The organism is Exiguobacterium sp. s83, from assembly GCF_018617095.1.
Lineage (GTDB): Bacteria > Bacillota > Bacilli > Exiguobacteriales > Exiguobacteriaceae > Exiguobacterium > Exiguobacterium profundum.
In genome coordinates, this window is the sequence record NZ_JACSJP010000001.1 from 1,667,790 (window position 1) to 1,686,927 (window position 19,138).

General features: G+C 48.9%; 17 protein-coding genes and 1 pseudogene. 9 read left to right on the plus strand and 9 right to left on the minus strand.

The genetic code is table 11. The features are described 5' to 3' along the window. Positions 1-19 precede the first annotated feature (19 nt). The 5 genes and pseudogenes from KNO73_RS08530 to KNO73_RS08550 all read left to right on the plus strand — a co-directional run. Positions 20-454: a LytTR family DNA-binding domain-containing protein gene (locus tag KNO73_RS08530; protein WP_240499853.1), complete on the plus strand. Its 435-nt coding sequence runs from the start codon at positions 20-22 to the stop codon at positions 452-454. Continuing rightward, positions 447-857, plus strand: coding sequence for a DUF3021 domain-containing protein (locus KNO73_RS08535; RefSeq protein ID WP_215112343.1), 411 nt, complete (start codon positions 447-449; stop codon positions 855-857). Before KNO73_RS08530 ends, KNO73_RS08535 begins: the two co-directional genes overlap by 8 nt. 15 nt (positions 858-872) lie before the next feature. Further along, complete coding sequence (locus tag KNO73_RS08540) at positions 873-1,802, plus strand: ABC transporter ATP-binding protein (protein ID WP_214687427.1); 930 nt, start codon at positions 873-875, stop codon at positions 1,800-1,802. Next, the gene (locus KNO73_RS08545; protein WP_074033236.1) at positions 1,799-2,542 is read left to right on the plus strand and encodes an ABC transporter permease; all 744 of its coding nucleotides are present in this window, start codon (positions 1,799-1,801) and stop codon (positions 2,540-2,542) included. The genes KNO73_RS08540 and KNO73_RS08545 overlap by 4 nt, the downstream gene beginning before the upstream one ends. Before the next feature lie 223 nt (positions 2,543-2,765). Then, positions 2,766-3,772, plus strand: a pseudogene (locus KNO73_RS08550) (IS3 family transposase); the annotation flags it as partial. A gap of 66 nt (positions 3,773-3,838) precedes the next feature. Here the strand turns inward: KNO73_RS08550 and KNO73_RS08555 are convergent. The 7 genes from KNO73_RS08555 to KNO73_RS08585 all read right to left on the minus strand — a co-directional run bounded on the left by KNO73_RS08555 (position 3,839) and on the right by KNO73_RS08585 (position 9,466). Further along, positions 3,839-4,588: an SDR family NAD(P)-dependent oxidoreductase gene (locus KNO73_RS08555; protein WP_078147538.1), complete on the minus strand. Its 750-nt coding sequence runs from the start codon at positions 4,586-4,588 to the stop codon at positions 3,839-3,841. A gap of 112 nt (positions 4,589-4,700) precedes the next feature. Beyond that, positions 4,701-6,407 carry a methyl-accepting chemotaxis protein gene (locus tag KNO73_RS15145; protein WP_353047960.1) on the minus strand — a complete coding sequence of 569 codons (1,707 nt, stop codon included), beginning with the start codon at positions 6,405-6,407 and terminating at the stop codon, positions 4,701-4,703. A gap of 190 nt (positions 6,408-6,597) precedes the next feature. Continuing rightward, the gene (locus KNO73_RS08565) at positions 6,598-8,442 is read right to left on the minus strand and encodes a methyl-accepting chemotaxis protein (RefSeq protein WP_215112344.1); all 1,845 of its coding nucleotides are present in this window, start codon (positions 8,440-8,442) and stop codon (positions 6,598-6,600) included. A 125-nt stretch (positions 8,443-8,567) separates the two neighbouring features. Continuing rightward, positions 8,568-8,780 carry a DUF2922 family protein gene (locus tag KNO73_RS08570; RefSeq protein WP_031422462.1) on the minus strand — a complete coding sequence of 71 codons (213 nt, stop codon included), beginning with the start codon at positions 8,778-8,780 and terminating at the stop codon, positions 8,568-8,570. A gap of 27 nt (positions 8,781-8,807) precedes the next feature. After that, on the minus strand, positions 8,808-9,020 hold the full coding sequence (locus KNO73_RS08575) for a hypothetical protein (RefSeq protein WP_147538794.1): 213 nt from the start codon (positions 9,018-9,020) through the stop codon (positions 8,808-8,810). A 27-nt stretch (positions 9,021-9,047) separates the two neighbouring features. Continuing rightward, entirely contained in the window at positions 9,048-9,188 is a 141-nt protein-coding gene (locus KNO73_RS08580; protein ID WP_012727209.1) for a YvrJ family protein, read from the minus strand. Positions 9,189-9,256: 68 nt separating this feature from the next. Further along, positions 9,257-9,466: a hypothetical protein gene (locus KNO73_RS08585; protein ID WP_214873095.1), complete on the minus strand. Its 210-nt coding sequence runs from the start codon at positions 9,464-9,466 to the stop codon at positions 9,257-9,259. 321 nt (positions 9,467-9,787) lie between these two features. On the opposite strand from KNO73_RS08585, the gene KNO73_RS08590 reads away from it, so the two are divergent. Next, entirely contained in the window at positions 9,788-10,231 is a 444-nt protein-coding gene (locus KNO73_RS08590; RefSeq protein WP_214685903.1) for a MerR family transcriptional regulator, read from the plus strand. A gap of 36 nt (positions 10,232-10,267) precedes the next feature. Then, the gene (locus tag KNO73_RS08595; RefSeq protein WP_483297477.1) at positions 10,268-10,576 is read left to right on the plus strand and encodes a sensor histidine kinase; all 309 of its coding nucleotides are present in this window, start codon (positions 10,268-10,270) and stop codon (positions 10,574-10,576) included. Positions 10,577-10,658: 82 nt separating this feature from the next. Here the strand turns inward: KNO73_RS08595 and KNO73_RS08600 are convergent, their stop codons facing one another. Both KNO73_RS08600 and KNO73_RS08605 read right to left on the minus strand, forming a co-directional pair. Further along, positions 10,659-12,032, minus strand: a complete 1,374-nt coding sequence (locus KNO73_RS08600) for an MFS transporter (protein ID WP_215112345.1) — start codon at positions 12,030-12,032, stop codon at positions 10,659-10,661. A 406-nt stretch (positions 12,033-12,438) separates the two neighbouring features. Continuing rightward, positions 12,439-14,274 (minus strand): sensor domain-containing phosphodiesterase, encoded by a 1,836-nt coding sequence (locus KNO73_RS08605; RefSeq protein WP_215112346.1) that lies wholly within the window; start codon positions 14,272-14,274, stop codon positions 12,439-12,441. Between the two features lie 281 nt (positions 14,275-14,555). On the opposite strand from KNO73_RS08605, the gene KNO73_RS08610 reads away from it, so the two are divergent. Next, positions 14,556-16,328 (plus strand): SH3 domain-containing protein, encoded by a 1,773-nt coding sequence (locus tag KNO73_RS08610; protein ID WP_214687431.1) that lies wholly within the window; start codon positions 14,556-14,558, stop codon positions 16,326-16,328. Between the two features lie 112 nt (positions 16,329-16,440). Further along, entirely contained in the window at positions 16,441-19,137 is a 2,697-nt protein-coding gene (locus KNO73_RS08615; protein ID WP_214811014.1) for an EAL domain-containing protein, read from the plus strand. Position 19,138 lies beyond the last annotated feature (1 nt).

A 19,138-nucleotide genomic window follows, 5' to 3' on the forward strand; every position in this document is an offset into this window, starting at 1 on the left:
GGCCCACGAAGACACTCCCATGGTGACCATCCAGGCAAGCGAGTGGACCGAAGAAGTAGAGGCGATTGTGCGGCATCTGAAGGAACTCGATAAATCAGAAGGTTCACCGAAGCGACTTGTAGCTGTAGACGGCGAGGGGTCTGTGATCTTGCAGCCGAGTGAGATTGACTATGTCTATTCGGCAAATCGAAAGGTGTACGCGCAGATGCAGACGAAAACGCTAGAGTTGAAGCTCAAACTATATGAACTAGAAGAATTCTTGACCAACTACAGCTTTATTCGCTTCTCCAAATCGGTCATCGGCAACATGGACCGGATTGACAGATTCGAACTATCGTTCAACGGAAATCTGTGTGTCTTTTTTAAATCCGGTAATAAAGAATACGTCACACGAAGCTATGTGCAGCATCTGCGCAAGCAATTAGTGGAAGGAGGTGGCGGCCGTGGTGAGTAAATTGATTGTCCGTATGTTTGGTGGATTTGGTGTAGGGGCTGTGGTGACGCTCATTGCGCTTGTTGTACTGAATGATCCCGAAGATACCGTTTCTTCTCACCTGATTGCTCTGAACTTACTCGGCAGCATGTTGATCGGTGCGTACTTTAGCATAAGCGCTTTATTATTCGAAAGAGACGAATGGAGCATGTTGAAGCAGACCTTGTTTCATTATGTAACGTCGCTGATTGTGCTGTTTCCTGTCTTTACTTGGCTCACAGGTTGGGTTCCACTCACACCACGTTCACTTGCCATTGGATTTGTATTTTTCACAATCACCTACATCCTCAACTGGCTCGGCTGGTTTACGTACTTTAAGCAAATGGAAAAGCGCATGAATGAATCCTTGCAACAACGAAAATAAAGGGAGGGAACAAATATGATCGAGATTCAAGGCGTCCGCAAGAACTATGACAAACGGCAAGCGCTTGACTCAGTAAACCTCGATATACCGAGGGGAAGCTGCTTCGGTTTGGTCGGCCCGAACGGAGCAGGAAAGTCGACGCTCATGAAGATTTTAGTCGGTGTGGTGGAAGACTATGAAGGAGATGTCCTTGTGCAAGGAGCACCATTTAAACAGAATGTCACAGCCATCAAACGGCGCATCGGTTACGTCCCACAAGACATCTGTTTAGAAGAGACGTTGACGGCGCGTGATAACTTGCTGTTCTTCGGAAGGCTGTATGGGTTGAAGGGTTCTAAGCTTCAAGAACGCATACAACAGGTACTCGCACTAATCGGTTTAGCTGATCGAGAAAAATCCCTTGTCCGCACCTTCTCTGGAGGGATGAAGAGGCGATTGAATATCGGATGTGCCTTACTTCATGATCCGGACATCATTGTACTCGACGAGCCGACAGTAGGCGTCGATCCTCAGTCACGTTGGGCCATCTTCGAATTGATTCATGACTTGAAAAGGCAGGACAAGACGATTCTTTATTCCAGTCATTACATGGAAGAAGTGGAGCAGTTGTGTGACACGATAGGGTTTATAGACCAAGGAAACGTCGTCGAATACGGAACCATGCAAGAGGTTCTCGCCAAACACCGACACGCGGCCATCTATTTGGAAGGTCCGTCCGTGACGCGAGAAGGGTTAAACGGATACGAGGGTGTGACTGCGCGGGATAAGGGGTTTGTGATTGAGAGTGCAGAACCTTTACGTCTTCTGGAGCAGATCGCCAAACAGTTTGCCGCTGAGGCCATCATTCCGGAACGCCTTGAACTCAGTCAAGCGAAGCTCGAGGACATCTTCTTCAAGCTGACTGGCACGCATTTACGCGACACGAGACAGGAGGGAGTGCAATGAACGCGATTGCCTTACTAGAGCTGAAAAAGAAGACACAGGATAAGGGACTATGGTTTTGGACATTTCTGTTACCCATCATCTTCATCGTCGGCTTTATCACGTTATTTGGAGAGAGCATGGGTGCAGAGCCCGAGCAACTTGTCGTCCAGATCGTGCCGGGGTATACAGTCATGTTCTCGTTCTACATCATGATTTCCATCGTCATCGCGTTTATCAAAGATCGCGACAGTGGCATGACGGCGCGTATGGCCAGTACACCATTGTCGCGGATGGAGTATTTCCTTGGCAAATGGTTGCCGTTCGTCGCAGTGGTCTTGTTACAGATCATCGTGCTGTTCGGGTTTGGTGTAGTTGTCTATGACCTTCCTCTCGGCGACCCGGTGGCGCTCGCTGTACTCTCTGTCGGCCTGGCATTTGTTGCGACAGGCTGTGGAATGGCGATGGCAGTGCTCGCCAAGACGGAAAACATGGGAATTGCTCTCACGCAAGTCATTGCTCTCGGTGGTGCAATGCTCGGTGGTCTCTGGATGCCAGTTGAATTTATGCCGGAGGTGATGCAGAACATTGCGAGGTTCCTACCACATTACTGGGCACTGGAAGGCTACAAGACCGTGCTCTTGGAGCAAGGTACTCTACTAGATGTTTGGGCATCTCTAGCAATTCTTGTGGTTTTCGGAACAATTTGTATCGTCACAGCGCTCGTATTCTATCCGCGGTACTTGAGGCAGGCGAAGAGTTAAATGAACAAAAATCAACCCCAGGGGTTTTTGAACTGCTCCCCGTCAAGTAGACAGTAAAAAAGAAAAAAGGGTAGACCTAAGCTGCGACCTGGTATCGATACTGATATGCTCCCCAATAGGTAGACAGATGAAATAAAAAATCTGTTTATCTATTGGGGAGTGTTTTTTTATGGCGAGAAGTCGGCATACGATCGAACAAAAATTGAGTGCGCTGCGCATGATGGAAGAAGAGAAGCTTAAGCGCCGTATCCAGCAAATGGAGCTTGAGAACGAACTTCTTCGTGCGGACATCTTGTTTCTAAAAAAGTTGGAGGAGATCGAGAGGAAGTCGTGATCAGCCAGGTACGGCTACAGCAACGATATATCGCCATCAAAGAATTAAACGAAGAGGAGGCCCTTTCGATCGTGCTCCTCTGTCGAGTCGCCGACATCTCACGGGCGGCCTATTACAAATGGTTGAATCGTACCATACCGGTGCGTCAAGAAGAGAACGAGAAGCTTCTGTAGGACATTCGTCTGCTCTATGACCAGGCGAACGGCACATACGGGTACCGTCGGATCACGATGACCATCAATCGGCTGCGCCGGCAACAGAGCCTGTCCCCGTTCAATGAAAAGCGGATCTATCGCTTGATGCATATCCATGGGATCCAATCGATCATCCGCCGGAAGCGGAAGAAGCATAAGAAGTCAACGCCGCAGCACGTGGCCGAGAATCTGATGAACCGAGAGTTCAGCGCGTCCCGACCGGACGAGAAATGGTGCACCGACGTCACCGAGTTCAAATACGGCGCCGGGAAGAAGGCCTACCTGAGCGCGATCATCGACCTGTATGACGGCTCAATCGTCGCCTATCGCATCGGGAGGTCCAACAACAACGGGCTCGTGTTCCATACGATGATGCCAGCCATCGCGGGGATCCGTACAGGAGCACGTCCGATGATCCATAGCGACCAAGGGTTCCAATATACCTCGAGAGGGTTCAAACGGATGGTAGAAGACGCGGGAATGACCCGAAGCATGTCCCGGGTCGGACGTTGCATCGACAATGCGCCGATCGAGAGTTTTTGGGGCACCTTGAAAGTGGAGATGTACTACTTGCGTGAGTTCCAAGCATATAGCGAACTCACATCGGCCATCGAGACCTACATATCGTTCTACAACCACGATCGTTTTCAGAAACGACTAAACGGCTTGAGCCCTGTCGAATACAGGGCTCAAGCCGCCTAGGTCGGTATTCATTATTTGCCCTGTCTACTTGACGGGGAGCAGTTCAGCGCGGCGTGATGTTTTTGTTTATCCGGCATACGGTTTAATCGGTCCGCGCAGGCTGAACGAGTAGTCCTCCGGATCGACAATCCCGACGACTTCGTCGCCTTCAAGTAACTCCCATAGGAATTCTGCCATCTCGCGCGCCGTGTGATACTTTGCGACGTTCTCGCTATAGTCGAATCCTTCCGTATCGCGAGCCCGGTCGGCGAAACTCGTTTCGGTTGCAGCCGGTGCGAGTACTTTCGCCCGAAGCTTGGCATCACTCTGCTTCAACTCTTGCGCGAGCCCTTCCGTATACGCACTCACGAAGAACTTCGTCGCACAATACGTGACCGAGTTCGGGACGATCCGATAGCCCCCGACAGACGACACGTTCAACAGTTGCGCCCCTTCGACGTCATGATAATCTCGGACGTATAGACTCGATAAGACGGTGAGCGCTTCGATATTCAGACGAATCATGTTCTCGATTTTACCGAGGTCGACATCTTTGATGAGATCCGCATCCCCGAATCCGGCGTTGTTGATCCACGTTTCGATATCGAGGTCCGCGAGCGATTCATAGAGACCATACACGTTTTCGCTATATGATAGGTCGGTCGATTTGATGATGACATCACTATCTGGCGAGATGGATTTGATCTCATCACGTAGCGACTCAAGCTCTTCTTTCCGTCTTGCGACGAGCACAAGCGACTTGCCTTTTTCGGCGAGTAGCTTCGCTGTCTCATAGCCGATTCCTGAACTAGCTCCTGTAATGACCGTATACTTCATATAATCCACTCCTTTTTGTCGTTTACCTTGTTGTTGATTCCCCACTTTCTTCATCGCGAATCGTTCCGATGTGAACGAAAAGCCCTGACTCCAAGGAGACAGGGCTTTCAACTTATGTCGTGAATCGACCAATCAGTGTCTGCAGGTCACTCGTCATATTGCCGAGTGATTCAGCGACACCGTTCAATTCTTGAATCATCGCGAGTTGGGCGTCAGCCGTCTCACCGACCGTACGCATTGTGTCGGCCATCCCTTCACTGTCTTGTGACATTTGAAGAGAGGACGTCGCGACTTGTTTCGTCGTCTCCGCAATCTCATGCGATGCGATGCGGATATGTGACGTATTATCGACTGATGTCTCGAGCTGACTGACAATCTGTTCGAACGCACGTGTCGCTCGTTCGAGCAACAACGTGTTCGTCTCGACGCGTTTCGCACTGACGACGTGTTGGTCGAGAACGGCGTTCGACTGTGTCTGAATCGACTCGATCAACCCGGCGATCTGTGTCGCCGACTGCTTCGACTGCTCGGCAAGTTTACGCACTTCTTCTGCAACGACGGCGAACCCTTTTCCTTGCTCACCGGCACGTGCCGCTTCGATGGCCGCGTTCAATGCCAACAAGTTTGTCTGGTCGGTGATCGATTGAATGACCTCGGTGATAAGGGCGATCTCGTCAGACTGTTGCTTCAATGCCGAAATCGATTCTCCCGTCAGACGTGTCTCCCGCTCCAGTGCGAGCACCTCGTCTTTCGCCTGAGCCATCGTCGCACCACCTTCTTCGGCGAGCATCAAACTCTGTGACACATCATCGTCAATCGAGCCAATCGATCCAGCGATACGACCGATGCCTTCATCGGCAACAGCCACCGCTTGAGATGTTCCAGTCGCTTCTTTCGCCTGCGCGACCGTTTCTTCCACGACTCGGTCGATGAGACGTGTCGTTTCCTCCGTCTGTGACGCCATCTCTTCCGTACTCGCATACAGTTCTTCCGATTGTGCTGTGATTTCCTGTGCGTTTTGGGTGACGCGGTCAATGAGTTCACGCAAATTACCCTTCATGCGGTTGAAGCCGGTCATCAATTGTCCGATTTCATCTTGTGTGAGCGCCTGAAGATCCTCACGTGTCAAATCACCTTCCGCGACTACTTCTACTTCTTTCGCTAAGAAACGGAGCGGTGTCGTCACCATACGGCTGATGGCATATCCTGCGCCCATCGTCAGGACGAAACTGACGATGGCGATGAAGACCGAGTACCAGAAGGCACGCTGACTCGCTTCTTGGAGCTCCATCTGCATCGCCAACATCTTCTCTTCCGTCTCGGCCTGCAATGCGTCTCCGGTCGATGCGATCGATTTCGTCACGTCTGGCATGAGACGTAGTGTCAAACGATCAATCGCTTCTTGATCTTTTGAGTCGATTGCCGTGATGGCTTGAGTCGCCAACTCATCATATCCTGTCACGTATCCGAGTAACGATTCATATTCCTTTCGTTCGGTCTCATTGTCCGCGAGTTCAATCAACGATTCGATGGCGGCTTTCTTCTCTTCTCCGCCCCGGCTGATTTGTTGTTTGCGCTCATCATCCTGTAGAAGCACATACCCGCGGACACCATACGCTTGACGGACCATCCCGAGCGCCAAGTCGTCTGCCGCTTTCATCTTCATGACATCGTTTGAAATCATGTGTTCATATTGACTCGTCATCCGGTCGAGCGTCCACAGATTGTATCCCATTCCAACGATTGTCAAAATTAGAATCAAACCGATACTCGTCATGATTTTTCTTGATAACGTCCATGTGTTCCGTATCTTTTTCACGTACTACGAGGAGTAATCTCCTCTTCCACCTCTATTTCTCTCTATTTTTATGTATTGCCTTTTTCTTTATCGGATACAACAGCCTTATTTGTACCAACAATTTGAAATTCATTTATGTATTGACCTATCTTTTTATTTTTTGTACTGGGCACAAAAAAGAACCAGACAGCTGCCTGGTTCTGAGACTTGCTTATAGTTTGAATTGCGCCACGCGATTTGAGAGTTCGATCGCCCGTTTTTCCGTTTCGCTCATCTTCGCTTGAACGTCGTTGAAGCGCTCGACCGAGAGCTGAACTTTCTCTGAGATCGACTGCGTTCCGTCCGCGCCCTCTGTCACGGTCGTCGCTACTTCTTGAATGACCCCAAGAATGTTGTCCGTCATATGACGAAGTTGAAGCGCGTTACCTTCGAACGTCTTCGCCGTCTCACCGAATACTGTCGCATCCTGTTCGTATTGCGTTGCGGCATCTTCGAGTCGGTCGTAGTCGGCCATGACTTTCGTATTGAGGAACGTCAACATGTCTGCCGAACTCGTATTGAGTCGTTCGACCGAATCGATGACCGTGTTTGACACGTCACGAATCTCGTTGACCGTCTGACGTGAGTTTTCCGCCAGTTTGCGAATCTCGGATGCGACGACCGCGAATCCGCGACCCGCTTCACCTGCCCGTGCCGCTTCAATCGATGCGTTCAAGGCGAGCAAGTTCGTCTGGTCGGCGATCGCAAGAATAGCTGTCGTCAAGACACGAATCTCTTCAACCGACTTGGCCCCTTTGATGGCTTCTGCGAGCTCGACTTGTTTCTTCTCGATAATTGCCACTGCTTCTGTTTTCGAAACAACGGCTTGTTCACGCATTTGGTGTGCTCGTGTCTCGACTCGGTTCGCCGTATCGGCACTCTCGTTTGATAGATCGACAATCGAGTCAATCGAGCTACCCATCTCGGTCGTCGAGGCGCTCATTTCTTGTGAAGAGGCTGCCGTTTCTTCCATACCAGCCGTCAATTCTTCGACCGTACCCGACGTCTCTTCCATATAGTGGCTGAGTCGCGTCACTTCAGCGGATACATCTTTTGAAGACGAGAGAACGACTTTCGCCGTCTCGTCGACATCGATCATAATCTCACGAAGTGTGGCGAGGAACGTGTTGAACGAACGACTGACTTGTGCGATCTCGTCGTTCGACGTGACGGGAATCGTCATCGTCAAATCCCCACCTTGTGTCGCAAGTTCATCAAAGCGTGTCTGGAGCGTTTGCATCGGTCGAATAATCGAGCGTAACAGGCTGAGTCCGAGGAACAAGAGAATCACCACGGCCCCAACCGTCACGGCAATCAACGCCATGAGAGACTGCATGAATTCACTTTCCATGTTCTGACCGACACGTTGCGACCCTTCTGAGTTGTAGGCGACAAGGTCTGCTAGTTTTTGTGTGAAGTTGTCATACGTAGATTTGGACTGCGCATCATAGTATGAGCGGGCCATCCCTGTGTTACCCGTTGAGCTGAACGTCAACATGTTGTCCGAGACACGTTGATACATCTCCCATTGACGCGAGAAATTCGTAAAAAGTTCCTTGTCTTCTGCGTTTACGGCTCGTCCTTCATACTTTGGTGCGATCGTATTGATTTCGTCACGAATCTCTTTCATTCGTGTCATGAGTTCTTCTTTTTGTGCCGCATCCTCCGTCACGATATGATCGAGCTCAAGCGTCCGATAATTCGCAGCGAGCGTATTGAGTTCGTGCGCGTAGTCGAGTCCTTTGTTCCAGTTGTTGACGATGTCGTCCACCTGACGGTTCGCGCCACTCATTGAAAATAGCGCGTAGCCGCCGACGCCAATGACCATGACGAGCGATACGATGACGAGACCCCATAATTTTTGACGAATCGTTAAATTCCTCCCGATGTTCGCCCCGAAAGATGTGGTCCGTTCACGCTTCTCTCCGCGTTTCCACTTGAGTGTCGGTTTCCACGTCCATGTCGGTTTTCGTTTGATCCGGTTCAGTGCTTTAGACCATGTTGATTTCCATGCCATCTATGTATTCCCCTCTCAATCATGCAGTGTTTCCTATACTATCGACAATTTTCAGAAAATAATGAAGAGGATTGACCAAACTTAAAAAAAGGTGACTCAAACTGCAAGAGTCACCTTTCCATCGATTATTTCTCACTCAATACCGTCTGCGTACCTTCAATCATCTTGATTTCGGTCCACTCCATCACATTCTTCGCGAGCGGATCGTTGGCGACCATGAAGTCAGCAAGCGCTTCTACTTTTTGGGCGTCGACCGGTTGTTTCACGTTGTTCAAGCGGAAGCGTACGACCTTATGGAATGCATCTAAAAATGAGATTTCAAGTTTTGTGTCAGTCATGGGTGATTCTCCTCCTTAGTGTATGGGTTAGACTAAATCGTATTCACGGACGATGCCGAGGTCTGCTTCCTCTTGAATGACGAGGTCGATCAAGAGACGACCGAACGCGTCAATCGTATCTGCCGTCAGGTCGGCACGAATCGGACCGAACCGTTGTGCTTTTTTCGTCGGTTTTGCTGTTTGTACGTCATGATGCGTCGTCAACACGAACGTTGCTTTCTTCTCTGTTAAGACAGCCATGGGGGGATGGCTCCTTTCAATAGGGAATTAGGTTTCTGATACGGTCGAGGTATCCATTCGTTCGAGCAGCTGGATCATGCGATCGAGCTTCGTCTCAATCCGATGAAGCAAATAGAGTGAGACGACGATGGGGAACCCCAGATTGGAGATGAGTTCGGGCCAACTCATGTGACCACCTGCTCATCGTGCCGAGGATCGGCGGCGGGACGAGTGCGGTTCTTCATAAGTCCTCCCTGTTAATACACTAGAAATTCTTGGGCCACGATGTAGTTGGCGGATTCCACATCAATCAGTGCCTTGATCAAGTCACCAAACTGTTTCATCCGTGCCTCATCCATCCGACTTCCAAGCGGTCCATAGCGAACGAGTTGCTTTTTCTCTTTGCCGTCGAGTTGTCGCCGGGTATCCAAATAAAGTATCGTCGCTGTTTCTCGATATGCTGCCATCTGTCTCACCTCCTTCGCCCTTATTAACCGCTTACAAGGTCAAAGTGCTCATTCTATTTTTCTATAACAATGAGTGACGATAGTCCCAAAACCTCTGAATTTTTATTCATTTTTCAAATGTTGACTGCTTTTCTTGAGTTTTCATACCAATTAGGGTATCTTAATCTTCGGCAGACAGCATTCAAAAATACGTCAAAAGTACCATGATTTATTCCCCATATTTGAAAAAACTGTAAGTTAAATTCTTGTAAATGGGGTACGATACGTAGGAGGGCATTTTTTGAATTTTACTAGTCAGTCTTGAAGAAGGAGACATACACGATGAACAGCCTAGACCTCGCAAGCTTTGCCTCAATTCCTTCCGCTCAACACGACTTCGACCAAGCCGACCTGACGTTTTCAGCGACCGAATGGGATACATACCGGCCGGAACAAGGAAAACCAATTTCGTATAAAGAGCAACATTTGATTGTCTATCCGCTCAAAGAATTGAGCCGCGCCTTTAGTGTGGCCGGCATCCCACGCAGCCAACAGCAATTGATCAAGTGGGAGACCGATGGCGTCTTGCCGCCGACCCCGTTCACGTTTGGTCGGAAGCGATTCTATACGGAAAATCAGATTCGTACCATTGTCGACATCGCATTGGAATGCGGATTGCGCCCACGAACACACGTCAAAAAGACGAACTTCTCCGAATTGGTGCATCATGAACTAACGTACATATTAAAACTCGAACTAAACGCTTATGAGGCGCCTGTCGTCTGAACAGGCAAAAGCCATCCGCCATGAAGGTCATGACGAATGGCTTTTTTTACTCACTTTTTCGTAATCGACTGCGGCACGTCCGCACGGGACACTTCCTCATATGAGGTGACCGTTCGAGTCGACGGTGACATCGTGACGATTGTAGATGATGGAAATGGGATTACCGAATCCGAATCGCCTTATATCTTTGAACGCTATTACCGAGGCACGAATACAGATGACGCACGCGGGAGTGGTCTCGGCATGGCCATCTCACGGGACATCATCGAAGCCCACGGCGGGAAGGTCGAAGTCGAAAGTGCACCGGGATACGGTACCACGATTCAAATCACATTCACTGCATAAGAAAAAGGGACGCTCAGGCGTCCCTTTCCTATTGATAAAAGAATGTTCAAATACGTTGTGGGAACAATACAGAAAATCTTGTTCAGCGCTTCTGCATTATCTTTTTGAGTCCGATTAAAAAACTGATTGTCGTCAGCAACCCTAGAATACCCAAAATAAGATAAATTCCATTGTAAACTACGTTTGCTTGGTCTGTTCTCAAAGGATGAAAAGCGAACATCTCATCCATTTCAATTAACTTTGCTAAAAAGGCACTACTAAATGCTCCCGCAAAGAAGTTGACGAGATTGAATAGACCCAACCCCGTACCACTCTCTTTTTCATCTAGACATTGGCTAATCAAATCTGCTGTCGCACTTTGAATAAACGGGAAACCGATATAGGCGATAAATAACGCAATCGTCACAATCCAAACACTTGAACCAATAACATATGAAAGAATGAGCGTTCCACAGGTAACGAACATCAGCCCGAAAAGCGTGAATCGCTCCCCACCTTTATACATAATCGATTTACCAACATACTTTCCTAACAACCCTGCAGCTAGTGCGCCTGGAAACATAATCAGTCCGATTTCCATTGTCGAAGACCGGTATAGCTCACGTAACAAAAGAGGCATCGTGAATAAAACACCAGAAATAATAAATGTCCCGAAAAAGCTTGTAAGCAAGATACGACTATAAGAAGCATGCTTCAACATTTTGGGATTAATGAACGGATCCGGCACTGCCTTTATCCTCCACACAAGAAGAATGAAGACGCATCCTGCCATGAATAGCGGTAATACTATTAATTTAGTTAACGCGAAAAGCAGACAAATGACCAAGAGACCAACTAAAAGTGCACCGATGTAGTCAATTTTTCCTGGTCGTCTACTCCCGACAGGAAGTGACTTTCTGAAAATCGGAATGGCCAAAGCGCTTATCACAGAAATTAAAAAGATAAATCGCCAGCTGAGTATCCCTCCTACGAATCCCCCAACAATCGGTCCAATTCCCGATGCAAAAGCGATTGTGGCTGCAAGATACCCAAATACTTGTCCACGATGTTCAGGAAAATAGCGTACTGGAATGATGAACGACAGAGACGGGATTGCTACCGCCCCCATTGCTTGAACAATCCTTCCGATAATCAACATCTCATAAGAAATGGCTAAAAAGCCAATTAACCCACCCAAAGCCAATAGTGCGATTCCTGTAGTATAAAGTGTCCGAATCGGGAAAAGGTCGGCGAGTCTTCCATAAATCAACGTACCTAGTGCAAACACGGTGATAAAGCTCGTGACCATCCAGCTGACTTGCGTTGTACGTAAGGCAAATGTTTCTGCGACATCCGGCAGTGCGATATTAAACATAGTTCCGTTCATCACAGCAAACGCAAGCGCCAGGCAAATGAGAAGAATGATTTTTGGGGAATAGGTAAGACTCTCTTTATTTTGAATATGAATATTGTTCATGAAGTAGGCTCTCCTTTAGGTTCGATTACTAACTCGTTCCAAAAATTGAGCCGACTCAAATGAGCGCAGGTTCGGTATTCAGGCGATCGCCTATGTATTCAACTGCATAAACTATCAATATCGTCCGATACATCGATTCGCCCCCTTGCTTGAAATGGATTAGATTCAGTTTACCTTAACCAAAGATAAAGATGCTAAAAAATGATTTACTCCATTTCTTGGATTGTTTTTCAAAAGACGGACGATAATCGGTTCACACTTCAATTACTACTCTCTCGTCTTTTTGTCCGATTCAAACATCACACGTCTCAGTGCCCCCTGATATTGCAATACAAATAAAGGGTTGCCACAGAAGGCAACCCTTTATTTACTTCCCTCCGACACCATATCCAAAAGGAATGTCCGATCATTTTACCGTATAGTCAGCAATCCATGCTTCCAGTTCTTCGAGCGGCAATGGTCTAGAGAAGTAATACCCTTGCATCTCGTCACAGCCGAGTTCGCGTAACGCGTTCCACTGTTCAAGCGTCTCGACGCCTTCGCACACCGTCTTCAAATTCAAACCACGTGCCAGATCGACAATCGATTCGACGATGACGTTTCCGGTCGGGTCATTCTCGGTCACTTGAATGAACTGGCGATCGATTTTGATCTCATGAATCGGATAGTGCTTCAAGTAGACGAACGCCGAGAACCCGGTCCCGAAGTCGTCGATCGAGATGGAAAAACCTTCTTCACGGAATGCGACGAAACGATCGATGACGTGTTGCTGGTTCTCCATCCCGACGCTCTCCGTGATTTCTAAGGTCAAATAACTCGTACTGACCCCTTCTTCTCGTGCGATTTGGGCAAACTTTTCGACGACCCCTTCGGATAAGAAGTGACGCGCCGATAAATTGAGGGCGAGTTCGTACCGGTCTCCCCGTTCATGCCAACGTTTGAGCTGGCGACAGGCCGTCACGAACGCCCATTCCTCTAAGTCGATGATGATACCCGTTGATTCGGCAAGCGGAATGAAGTCGAGCGGCGGCACAAGACCTCGCTCTGGGTGATTCCAGCGCATCAACCCTTCAAACCCTTTCAGTTTACCTGAGGAAGCATTCACTTTCGGTTGGAAATACAGTTCAAACTGACCTGATATCACACCAGTACGTAAATTCATCTCTAACAAGAGTCTCTCAGATGCTTCTTGCGCCATGGCCTCTTCAAAAAACTTGATGACCCCACGTTTCTCATCTGATTGACCTGCAACGACACGTGTTGTATGAATCATATCCAAAGTAGATCGACTTTCATGTTCAATAGAGATGAATGCGCTCGTCGTCAGTACAACGTCTAATTCATTGACTCGATATGGCGCACGCGTCACTTGCTCGCATAAATGTTCTGCAAACGAACGTATTTTCCTCCGTTCCCCGTAAGGTACCCAAATGACAAATCCCGATTGCGAGGTACGTGCCATCCTAGATTCATCGATTACTGCTCGTAGTCGTTTCGCCATTTCTTTCACAATCAAATTCGATGTTTCGGTTCCAATCGCATCCTCAATAGACCGAAAATCGTCTGCTCGAATATATAAAACTGCTCCTAAAAACCCTCTCGCTTGTTGACGTAATTGATCGACTTCCTCGACAAATGCATATTTGTTCATCAAACCTGTCAGTTCGTCCGTGTAGGCTAACTGATGAATCCGTTCATCCACAAGCTGCCGGTCAAGCCGGAAGTACAGGATGGCAATAAAATCCGCAAGTGTACTCACAATCAATTCCTCAAGATAGTTCCACTCCCGAGGCAGAAACGTCTCGCAACAAATCACACCTGTGGCACGATTGTTTGCATAAATCGGAGCATCTAGCATGGAGTACACACGCTTTCCTTCTACAAAGTACTCTTTGTACAAGTCCTTCACCCATGGATGACTGCGAACATCCTCAAACGAAAGGATTCGCTCTGTTTGAAGCGCATCAAAATAGTCAGGCGCAAGTTCACGCTGGACCGTCAACTTCGGATGATGTGTCCCTGATTCGTGAGAATAAGCGACTTGACATGAAATAGATCGATACGATGTATCAAAATGCCAGATCGAGACTGTATCGACTGCCAACATATCGGCGACAATCTCACACATATACAGAATTGCCTCCTGCACCGTTTCTTCCGTTACAATCGGCATCCGTACGAGCGCGAACAGTTTCTCTTGATGTTTACGATATACTCGGTTTGAAAAGTTGTTCTCGATCATCAGTCTGCTACCTCACCCATTTAAATTTGACCTAATGATAGCACGAATCAACCGATTCAACGGTTTTCAAAATTCAACAGAAAGTCAATACTTCCTTCTTTTTTCAAGTGATGAAACAGGGATTTATTCCCACTTCTAAATTATTGACCTTCTTTTTAAGAAAGAGACGCGAATTGACCTTTTGTCCCATTGCTTGCCTATTTCTTTGCACCGTACAATGAACTTGTATTGTTTCAATTGTTAAATTGTTTCGTTCTCACTCTTTGAAAGGATGTGACGCTATGAATCCAAAGTCTGGTCTCACCTATTCATTCGCGGCACTCGCAGCGGTCAGCGTGCTTGCCCACGCAGACGAAGCAGCAGCGGCGAGCACACATACGGTGCGTTCGGGTGATACGTTATGGTCGATCAGTCGGTCCTATGATGTGTCCGTTGCGACGATTAAATCGTTGAACGGTCTCTCTTCCGATCACATTCGCATCGGTCAAAAACTAAAGCTCACAGGCAGTCCCTCTGCTGCGACAGGTGGTTCCTCGTTAACCACGGCGAGTACGAACCGCGTCACGACGACACACGCATTGAACATGCGGGTCGCCGGGGGAACGTGGCATCGTGTCCTCTTGACGATTCCAAAAGGTACGGCGCTCACACCGATCCAATCAAACGGTTCATGGACGAAAGTCAGTTACGGCGGACAGACCGGTTGGGTGCATAACGATTATTTGCAAAAGGCATCTATGTCGAGCAGTACCGACAAACCAACAACGGTCACACCGAGCTCGACTACAGCTCAAACGAAAGCCAACTTGAATCTGCGTTCGTCGAAGTCGACGAAGACGACCGTATTGCTCACGATTCCAAAAGGCAAAACCGTGACCGTCTTATCTGTCGAAGGGTCATGGTCGAAAGTGAAGTATGGGTCGAAAACAGGATATGTCGCCAATACATATTTAACAACATCAGGAGTGGCGACACCGACAACACCGAGTACAGAACAAACCATGAACCAATCATTCGTCACGACCGCGAACTTGAACGTTCGGCAAGGTGCGGGCATCGGTTACGCCCTCGTCACGACCATCCCGAACGGCACCGTCGTCAAGGCGACGAAGCAGTCCGGTAGCTGGTACTATGTCACATATAACGGGAAGTCGGGATACGTGAGTGCCGGCTATTTGAAAGAGACGTCCACGACACCGAGTGACCCGGCTCCGAACGAAGGCGATGCCGGTGCTGGTAATGCGGCTGTCGATTATATCGTCAACACACCGTCCTTGAACGTACGTTCGAGCGCATCGACGAGCGCGACCATCATCGGGAGTGTCAAAGCAGGACAGACGTTGCGCGTCGTCCAGTCGTCAAAAGGCTGGCTTCAAATCTATTACGGGAATACGGTAGGATTTGTCGCCTCGGCTTATGTGAAAACCATCCCGAAAGGTTCGGCAGACGGCCCGTCTTGGGTTGAAGGTTCTTATGATTCGAATTCATATTATACGTACTATCCAACATCGATTCGGTCACAGGCGAACGAGTCGAGTAGCACGGTCGGCTCGACACTTCGGGGAGAACTCTTGAACGTAATCGGGGAGACATCGACCCACTATCGTCTCGCATCAGGATTCGTCGCAAAATCAGCCGTCGCTGAAATCAAAGGGCAAAGTGCCCAAGCTACTAGGCTTTCGACCATCGATGTGGCAAAACGCTTCGTCGGCACACCGTACGTATGGGCATCATCAAGCCCGGCAAATGGTGGATTCGATTGCTCAGGACTCATCTATTATGTATTCAATCAATCCGGCGTCAGCATCCCACGGACAAACGTGGCTAATTATTGGGGTGGTGCTTATTTCGGACCTCAATTGCCCAAGTCATTCGTCCCGCAAGCCGGTGACCTCGTCTTCTTCGAAAACACATATACCGCCGGGCCATCGCACATGGGTATCATGATCAATTCCGATACGTTCATCCATGCCGGTTCATCTGGATTAGGATACAACCAAATCAGTAAAGAACCGTATTGGCAGTCACGCTTAATCGGTTATAAGCGACCGTGACTTTGGTCACGCCAAAAAACCCGACAAAAGTCGGGTTTTTCTTTCGTATTGCAGGATTTTTATCGCTTGACCCGAATTCGGAAGTATGATGAAGGAAAAAAGGAGGTGCCGGATGGGCCAACCCCGTTTTGCAAAAATTCCATACCGTACCTACACGATGGCGCTCGCGATTGCTTGTCTCATCGGTGTCCTGTTGTTTGGACTTGGCACGAGTTTTTATTGGCATGAAAAACAAGAAGCCATCGACCAGACGATTACGAATTTGAATCAAGCGGCAAACCTAGCTGGTGTCGAAGCATACGTCTCTCTTTTCGAAGCGGCGACCCGGTATGAGGAGCAGTCGAATCCGACGACATCCTTCCTCTCCACACCGTACAAAGAACGGGCACTCCAATACAATGAGCGTTTATTGAACGACTTTGAGGACGGTGTGAACGAACGGGAACGGGAGACGCTCCAGACGTTCTCAAATGAGTTGAATCAAATTCTCGAGGCTGAACAATTCGAGGCGGTCCCAACCGATGTCATCAGTTCCATCAATCGACGCTGGCTATATCAAGCACTCGAGCAAACGAATCAATCGAATGCGGCATACGAACTGACTGATGCCATCATGCGAATGCAATCGATTCTTATGCGGAATCGTGAAGCCCTCTTCCGTAACCCGATTGATGCGGGTCAACTCACAAACACCGTGGATCTGATTGTCGGCGAAGCAAAACTTGTTCAAACCATCATTGAATCGAATGAGACACTGCAGTCGAAAGCGGTCATCGACGTGGCGGAAAGCGGACAGTCCTTTGCGAATATGGCGAATCGCGAGGCGTCTCTAGAAGCTCGTTACGTCAATTCAACGAATGTCTACGAGGACGCCTATGGTGCCCTTCGTTCCATCCGTTCGAGTTCTGAGACGATGCTTCAAGAAGAAAGTAAGCATTATCAAGTCTTAGCCACCACTTCATTCGTGGTGACGTTGCTGTTATCGCTCGGACTCCTATTTCTGCTCTACTATACACGCAATCGCTACAATCACGATTTGGCGCATCTCAAGGCACGCGCACTCGCCATCGACCCTAGCCTAGAACCTGTCGAAGCGATGTTTCCGAAAACACATGATTTCCGAGGGATCGAGGACGAGTTACGCGAGATTGCCACGAGTGTCCATTCGACCGTTCACGAACTAGAGAATCGTTCACAAGACCTCGTGCGTTACCATGAGCGCTGGTCGTCTCTCTTCTCTGAGACGGGACTCGCCATCGCCCTCATGGATGACTCGTATAACCTGATTGAGCGCAACGAGATGTTCCGGCAGTTTTTCGGTGATCGGAACTTATATGAGATCAACCAATTGTTCACCGAGACGGGTCGCCGCTTGTTCGAGCAAGCGCTCGAAGGTGTGACTGAACATGGGACGAGTGCGCAGTTCATCATTCATCTGAAAGGGGAACATCTCCGTTATCTGAATGTGAAACTGACGCCGCTCAAGCGTGAGGAAAAGTTGACGTATTACCTCATCGTCGAAGATGAGACGGACCGGGTCGAACGGGAACGGAAGGTCGACCGTCTCGTCCGTTTCGACTTGGCGACCAACCTCTATAATGAATATGGCTTTGTTCGCAAGTGGGAAAAGCAAGAGATTGACGGTGCATTTATCCTTATCCGGATTCATGACTATCATCATCTCGTTGATTGGTACGACCCTGCGTATGCTGATTTGCTCATGATTGAGTTTGCGCGAGCCGTCGAGTCCCGTCTTTCGAAATATGCCCAACATCTCTTCGGTCGATACCGAGACGACACGTTTATGTTGTATGTCCGAGGCTTCTCATACGAGGACGAGCATGAGCTGTTGGAGCTCTTCCCGACTGAAGTGACAATCAACCATAAACGCCAAAACGTACATATTCAAATCGGGGCGACCGAAACGGAAGGGGCATACAACGACTGTCTGTTCAAGGCGATGAAGGCGTTACAGCACGCCAAAGAGACACGTACCCCTTCGGTTTGGTATGACTCGGAAATTTTAGCCCAGATGCAACTCGCCGCACTGATTGAACAAGCGCTCCCGGATGCCATCCGAAAAGGAGAATTGACGGTCGCGTATCAACCGCAAGTCGAATTGAAAACAGGTCGCGTCGTTGGCGCGGAAGTGCTCGCTCGCTGGACACATCCTGACATCGGAGTCATCCCACCGAACGAGTTCATTCGCATCGCGGAACGTTCCGATCAAATCTTATGGCTCTCACACAATATTCTCGATCAGACGATTGCCCAGCTCGTCGCATGGCAAGGGACTTCATTTGAAGACATCTCCTTGTCGTTCAACTTGTCGGCCCATTCGGTCGACCCTTCCATCGTGGCGAAGCTTCGGGATTCGATTGAGGTATACCCGTGGCTACCTGACCGATTGAAGATTGAATTGACCGAGTCCTCTGACATCATGTCGTATGCGAGTGAACTCGAACGATTAGAAGATATCGCTGACCTCGGCTATTGCCTATCAATCGACGACTTCGGGACCGGATACGCCTCATTCGAAGCGATTTGGCACCTACCGATTCAAGAAGTGAAAATTGACCGGATGTATGTGAGTGGAAAGGCGAAAGAAAGTACGTCCTTCTTACGTGCCGTCTCTCGCTTTGCGAACGAGCAACAACTAACCGCTCTCGCCGAAGGGATTGAGACCGAAAGCGACCTGTCACGCATGCTTCGTGAAGGGGTCGAACTCGGACAGGGCTTCTACTTCTCACCCGCCCTGGACGCAGCCTCATTCGAATCATGGGTCAACACAAAGGGACACTCGCGTTGAG

Excerpts from the sequence above, each read along its gene's own strand:
- KNO73_RS08530 (WP_240499853.1), top strand. The coding sequence starts at position 20 with ATGGTGACCATCCAGGCAAGCGAGTGGACCGAAGAAGTAGAGGCGATT.
- KNO73_RS08540 (WP_214687427.1), top strand. The coding sequence starts at position 873 with ATGATCGAGATTCAAGGCGTCCGCAAGAACTATGACAAACGGCAAGCG.
- KNO73_RS08545 (WP_074033236.1), top strand. The coding sequence starts at position 1,799 with ATGAACGCGATTGCCTTACTAGAGCTGAAAAAGAAGACACAGGATAAG.
- KNO73_RS08555 (WP_078147538.1), bottom strand. The coding sequence starts at position 4,588 with ATGAAGTATACGGTCATTACAGGAGCTAGTTCAGGAATCGGCTATGAG.
- KNO73_RS08565 (WP_215112344.1), bottom strand. The coding sequence starts at position 8,442 with ATGGCATGGAAATCAACATGGTCTAAAGCACTGAACCGGATCAAACGA.
- KNO73_RS08570 (WP_031422462.1), bottom strand. The coding sequence starts at position 8,780 with ATGACTGACACAAAACTTGAAATCTCATTTTTAGATGCATTCCATAAG.
- KNO73_RS08575 (WP_147538794.1), bottom strand. The coding sequence starts at position 9,020 with ATGGCTGTCTTAACAGAGAAGAAAGCAACGTTCGTGTTGACGACGCAT.
- KNO73_RS08580 (WP_012727209.1), bottom strand. The coding sequence starts at position 9,188 with ATGAGTTGGCCCGAACTCATCTCCAATCTGGGGTTCCCCATCGTCGTC.
- KNO73_RS08585 (WP_214873095.1), bottom strand. The coding sequence starts at position 9,466 with ATGGCAGCATATCGAGAAACAGCGACGATACTTTATTTGGATACCCGG.
- KNO73_RS08590 (WP_214685903.1), top strand. The coding sequence starts at position 9,788 with ATGAACAGCCTAGACCTCGCAAGCTTTGCCTCAATTCCTTCCGCTCAA.
- KNO73_RS08595 (WP_483297477.1), top strand. The coding sequence starts at position 10,268 with ATGGCTTTTTTTACTCACTTTTTCGTAATCGACTGCGGCACGTCCGCA.
- KNO73_RS08600 (WP_215112345.1), bottom strand. The coding sequence starts at position 12,032 with ATGAACAATATTCATATTCAAAATAAAGAGAGTCTTACCTATTCCCCA.
- KNO73_RS08605 (WP_215112346.1), bottom strand. The coding sequence starts at position 14,274 with ATGATCGAGAACAACTTTTCAAACCGAGTATATCGTAAACATCAAGAG.
- KNO73_RS08610 (WP_214687431.1), top strand. The coding sequence starts at position 14,556 with ATGAATCCAAAGTCTGGTCTCACCTATTCATTCGCGGCACTCGCAGCG.
- KNO73_RS08615 (WP_214811014.1), top strand. The coding sequence starts at position 16,441 with ATGGGCCAACCCCGTTTTGCAAAAATTCCATACCGTACCTACACGATG.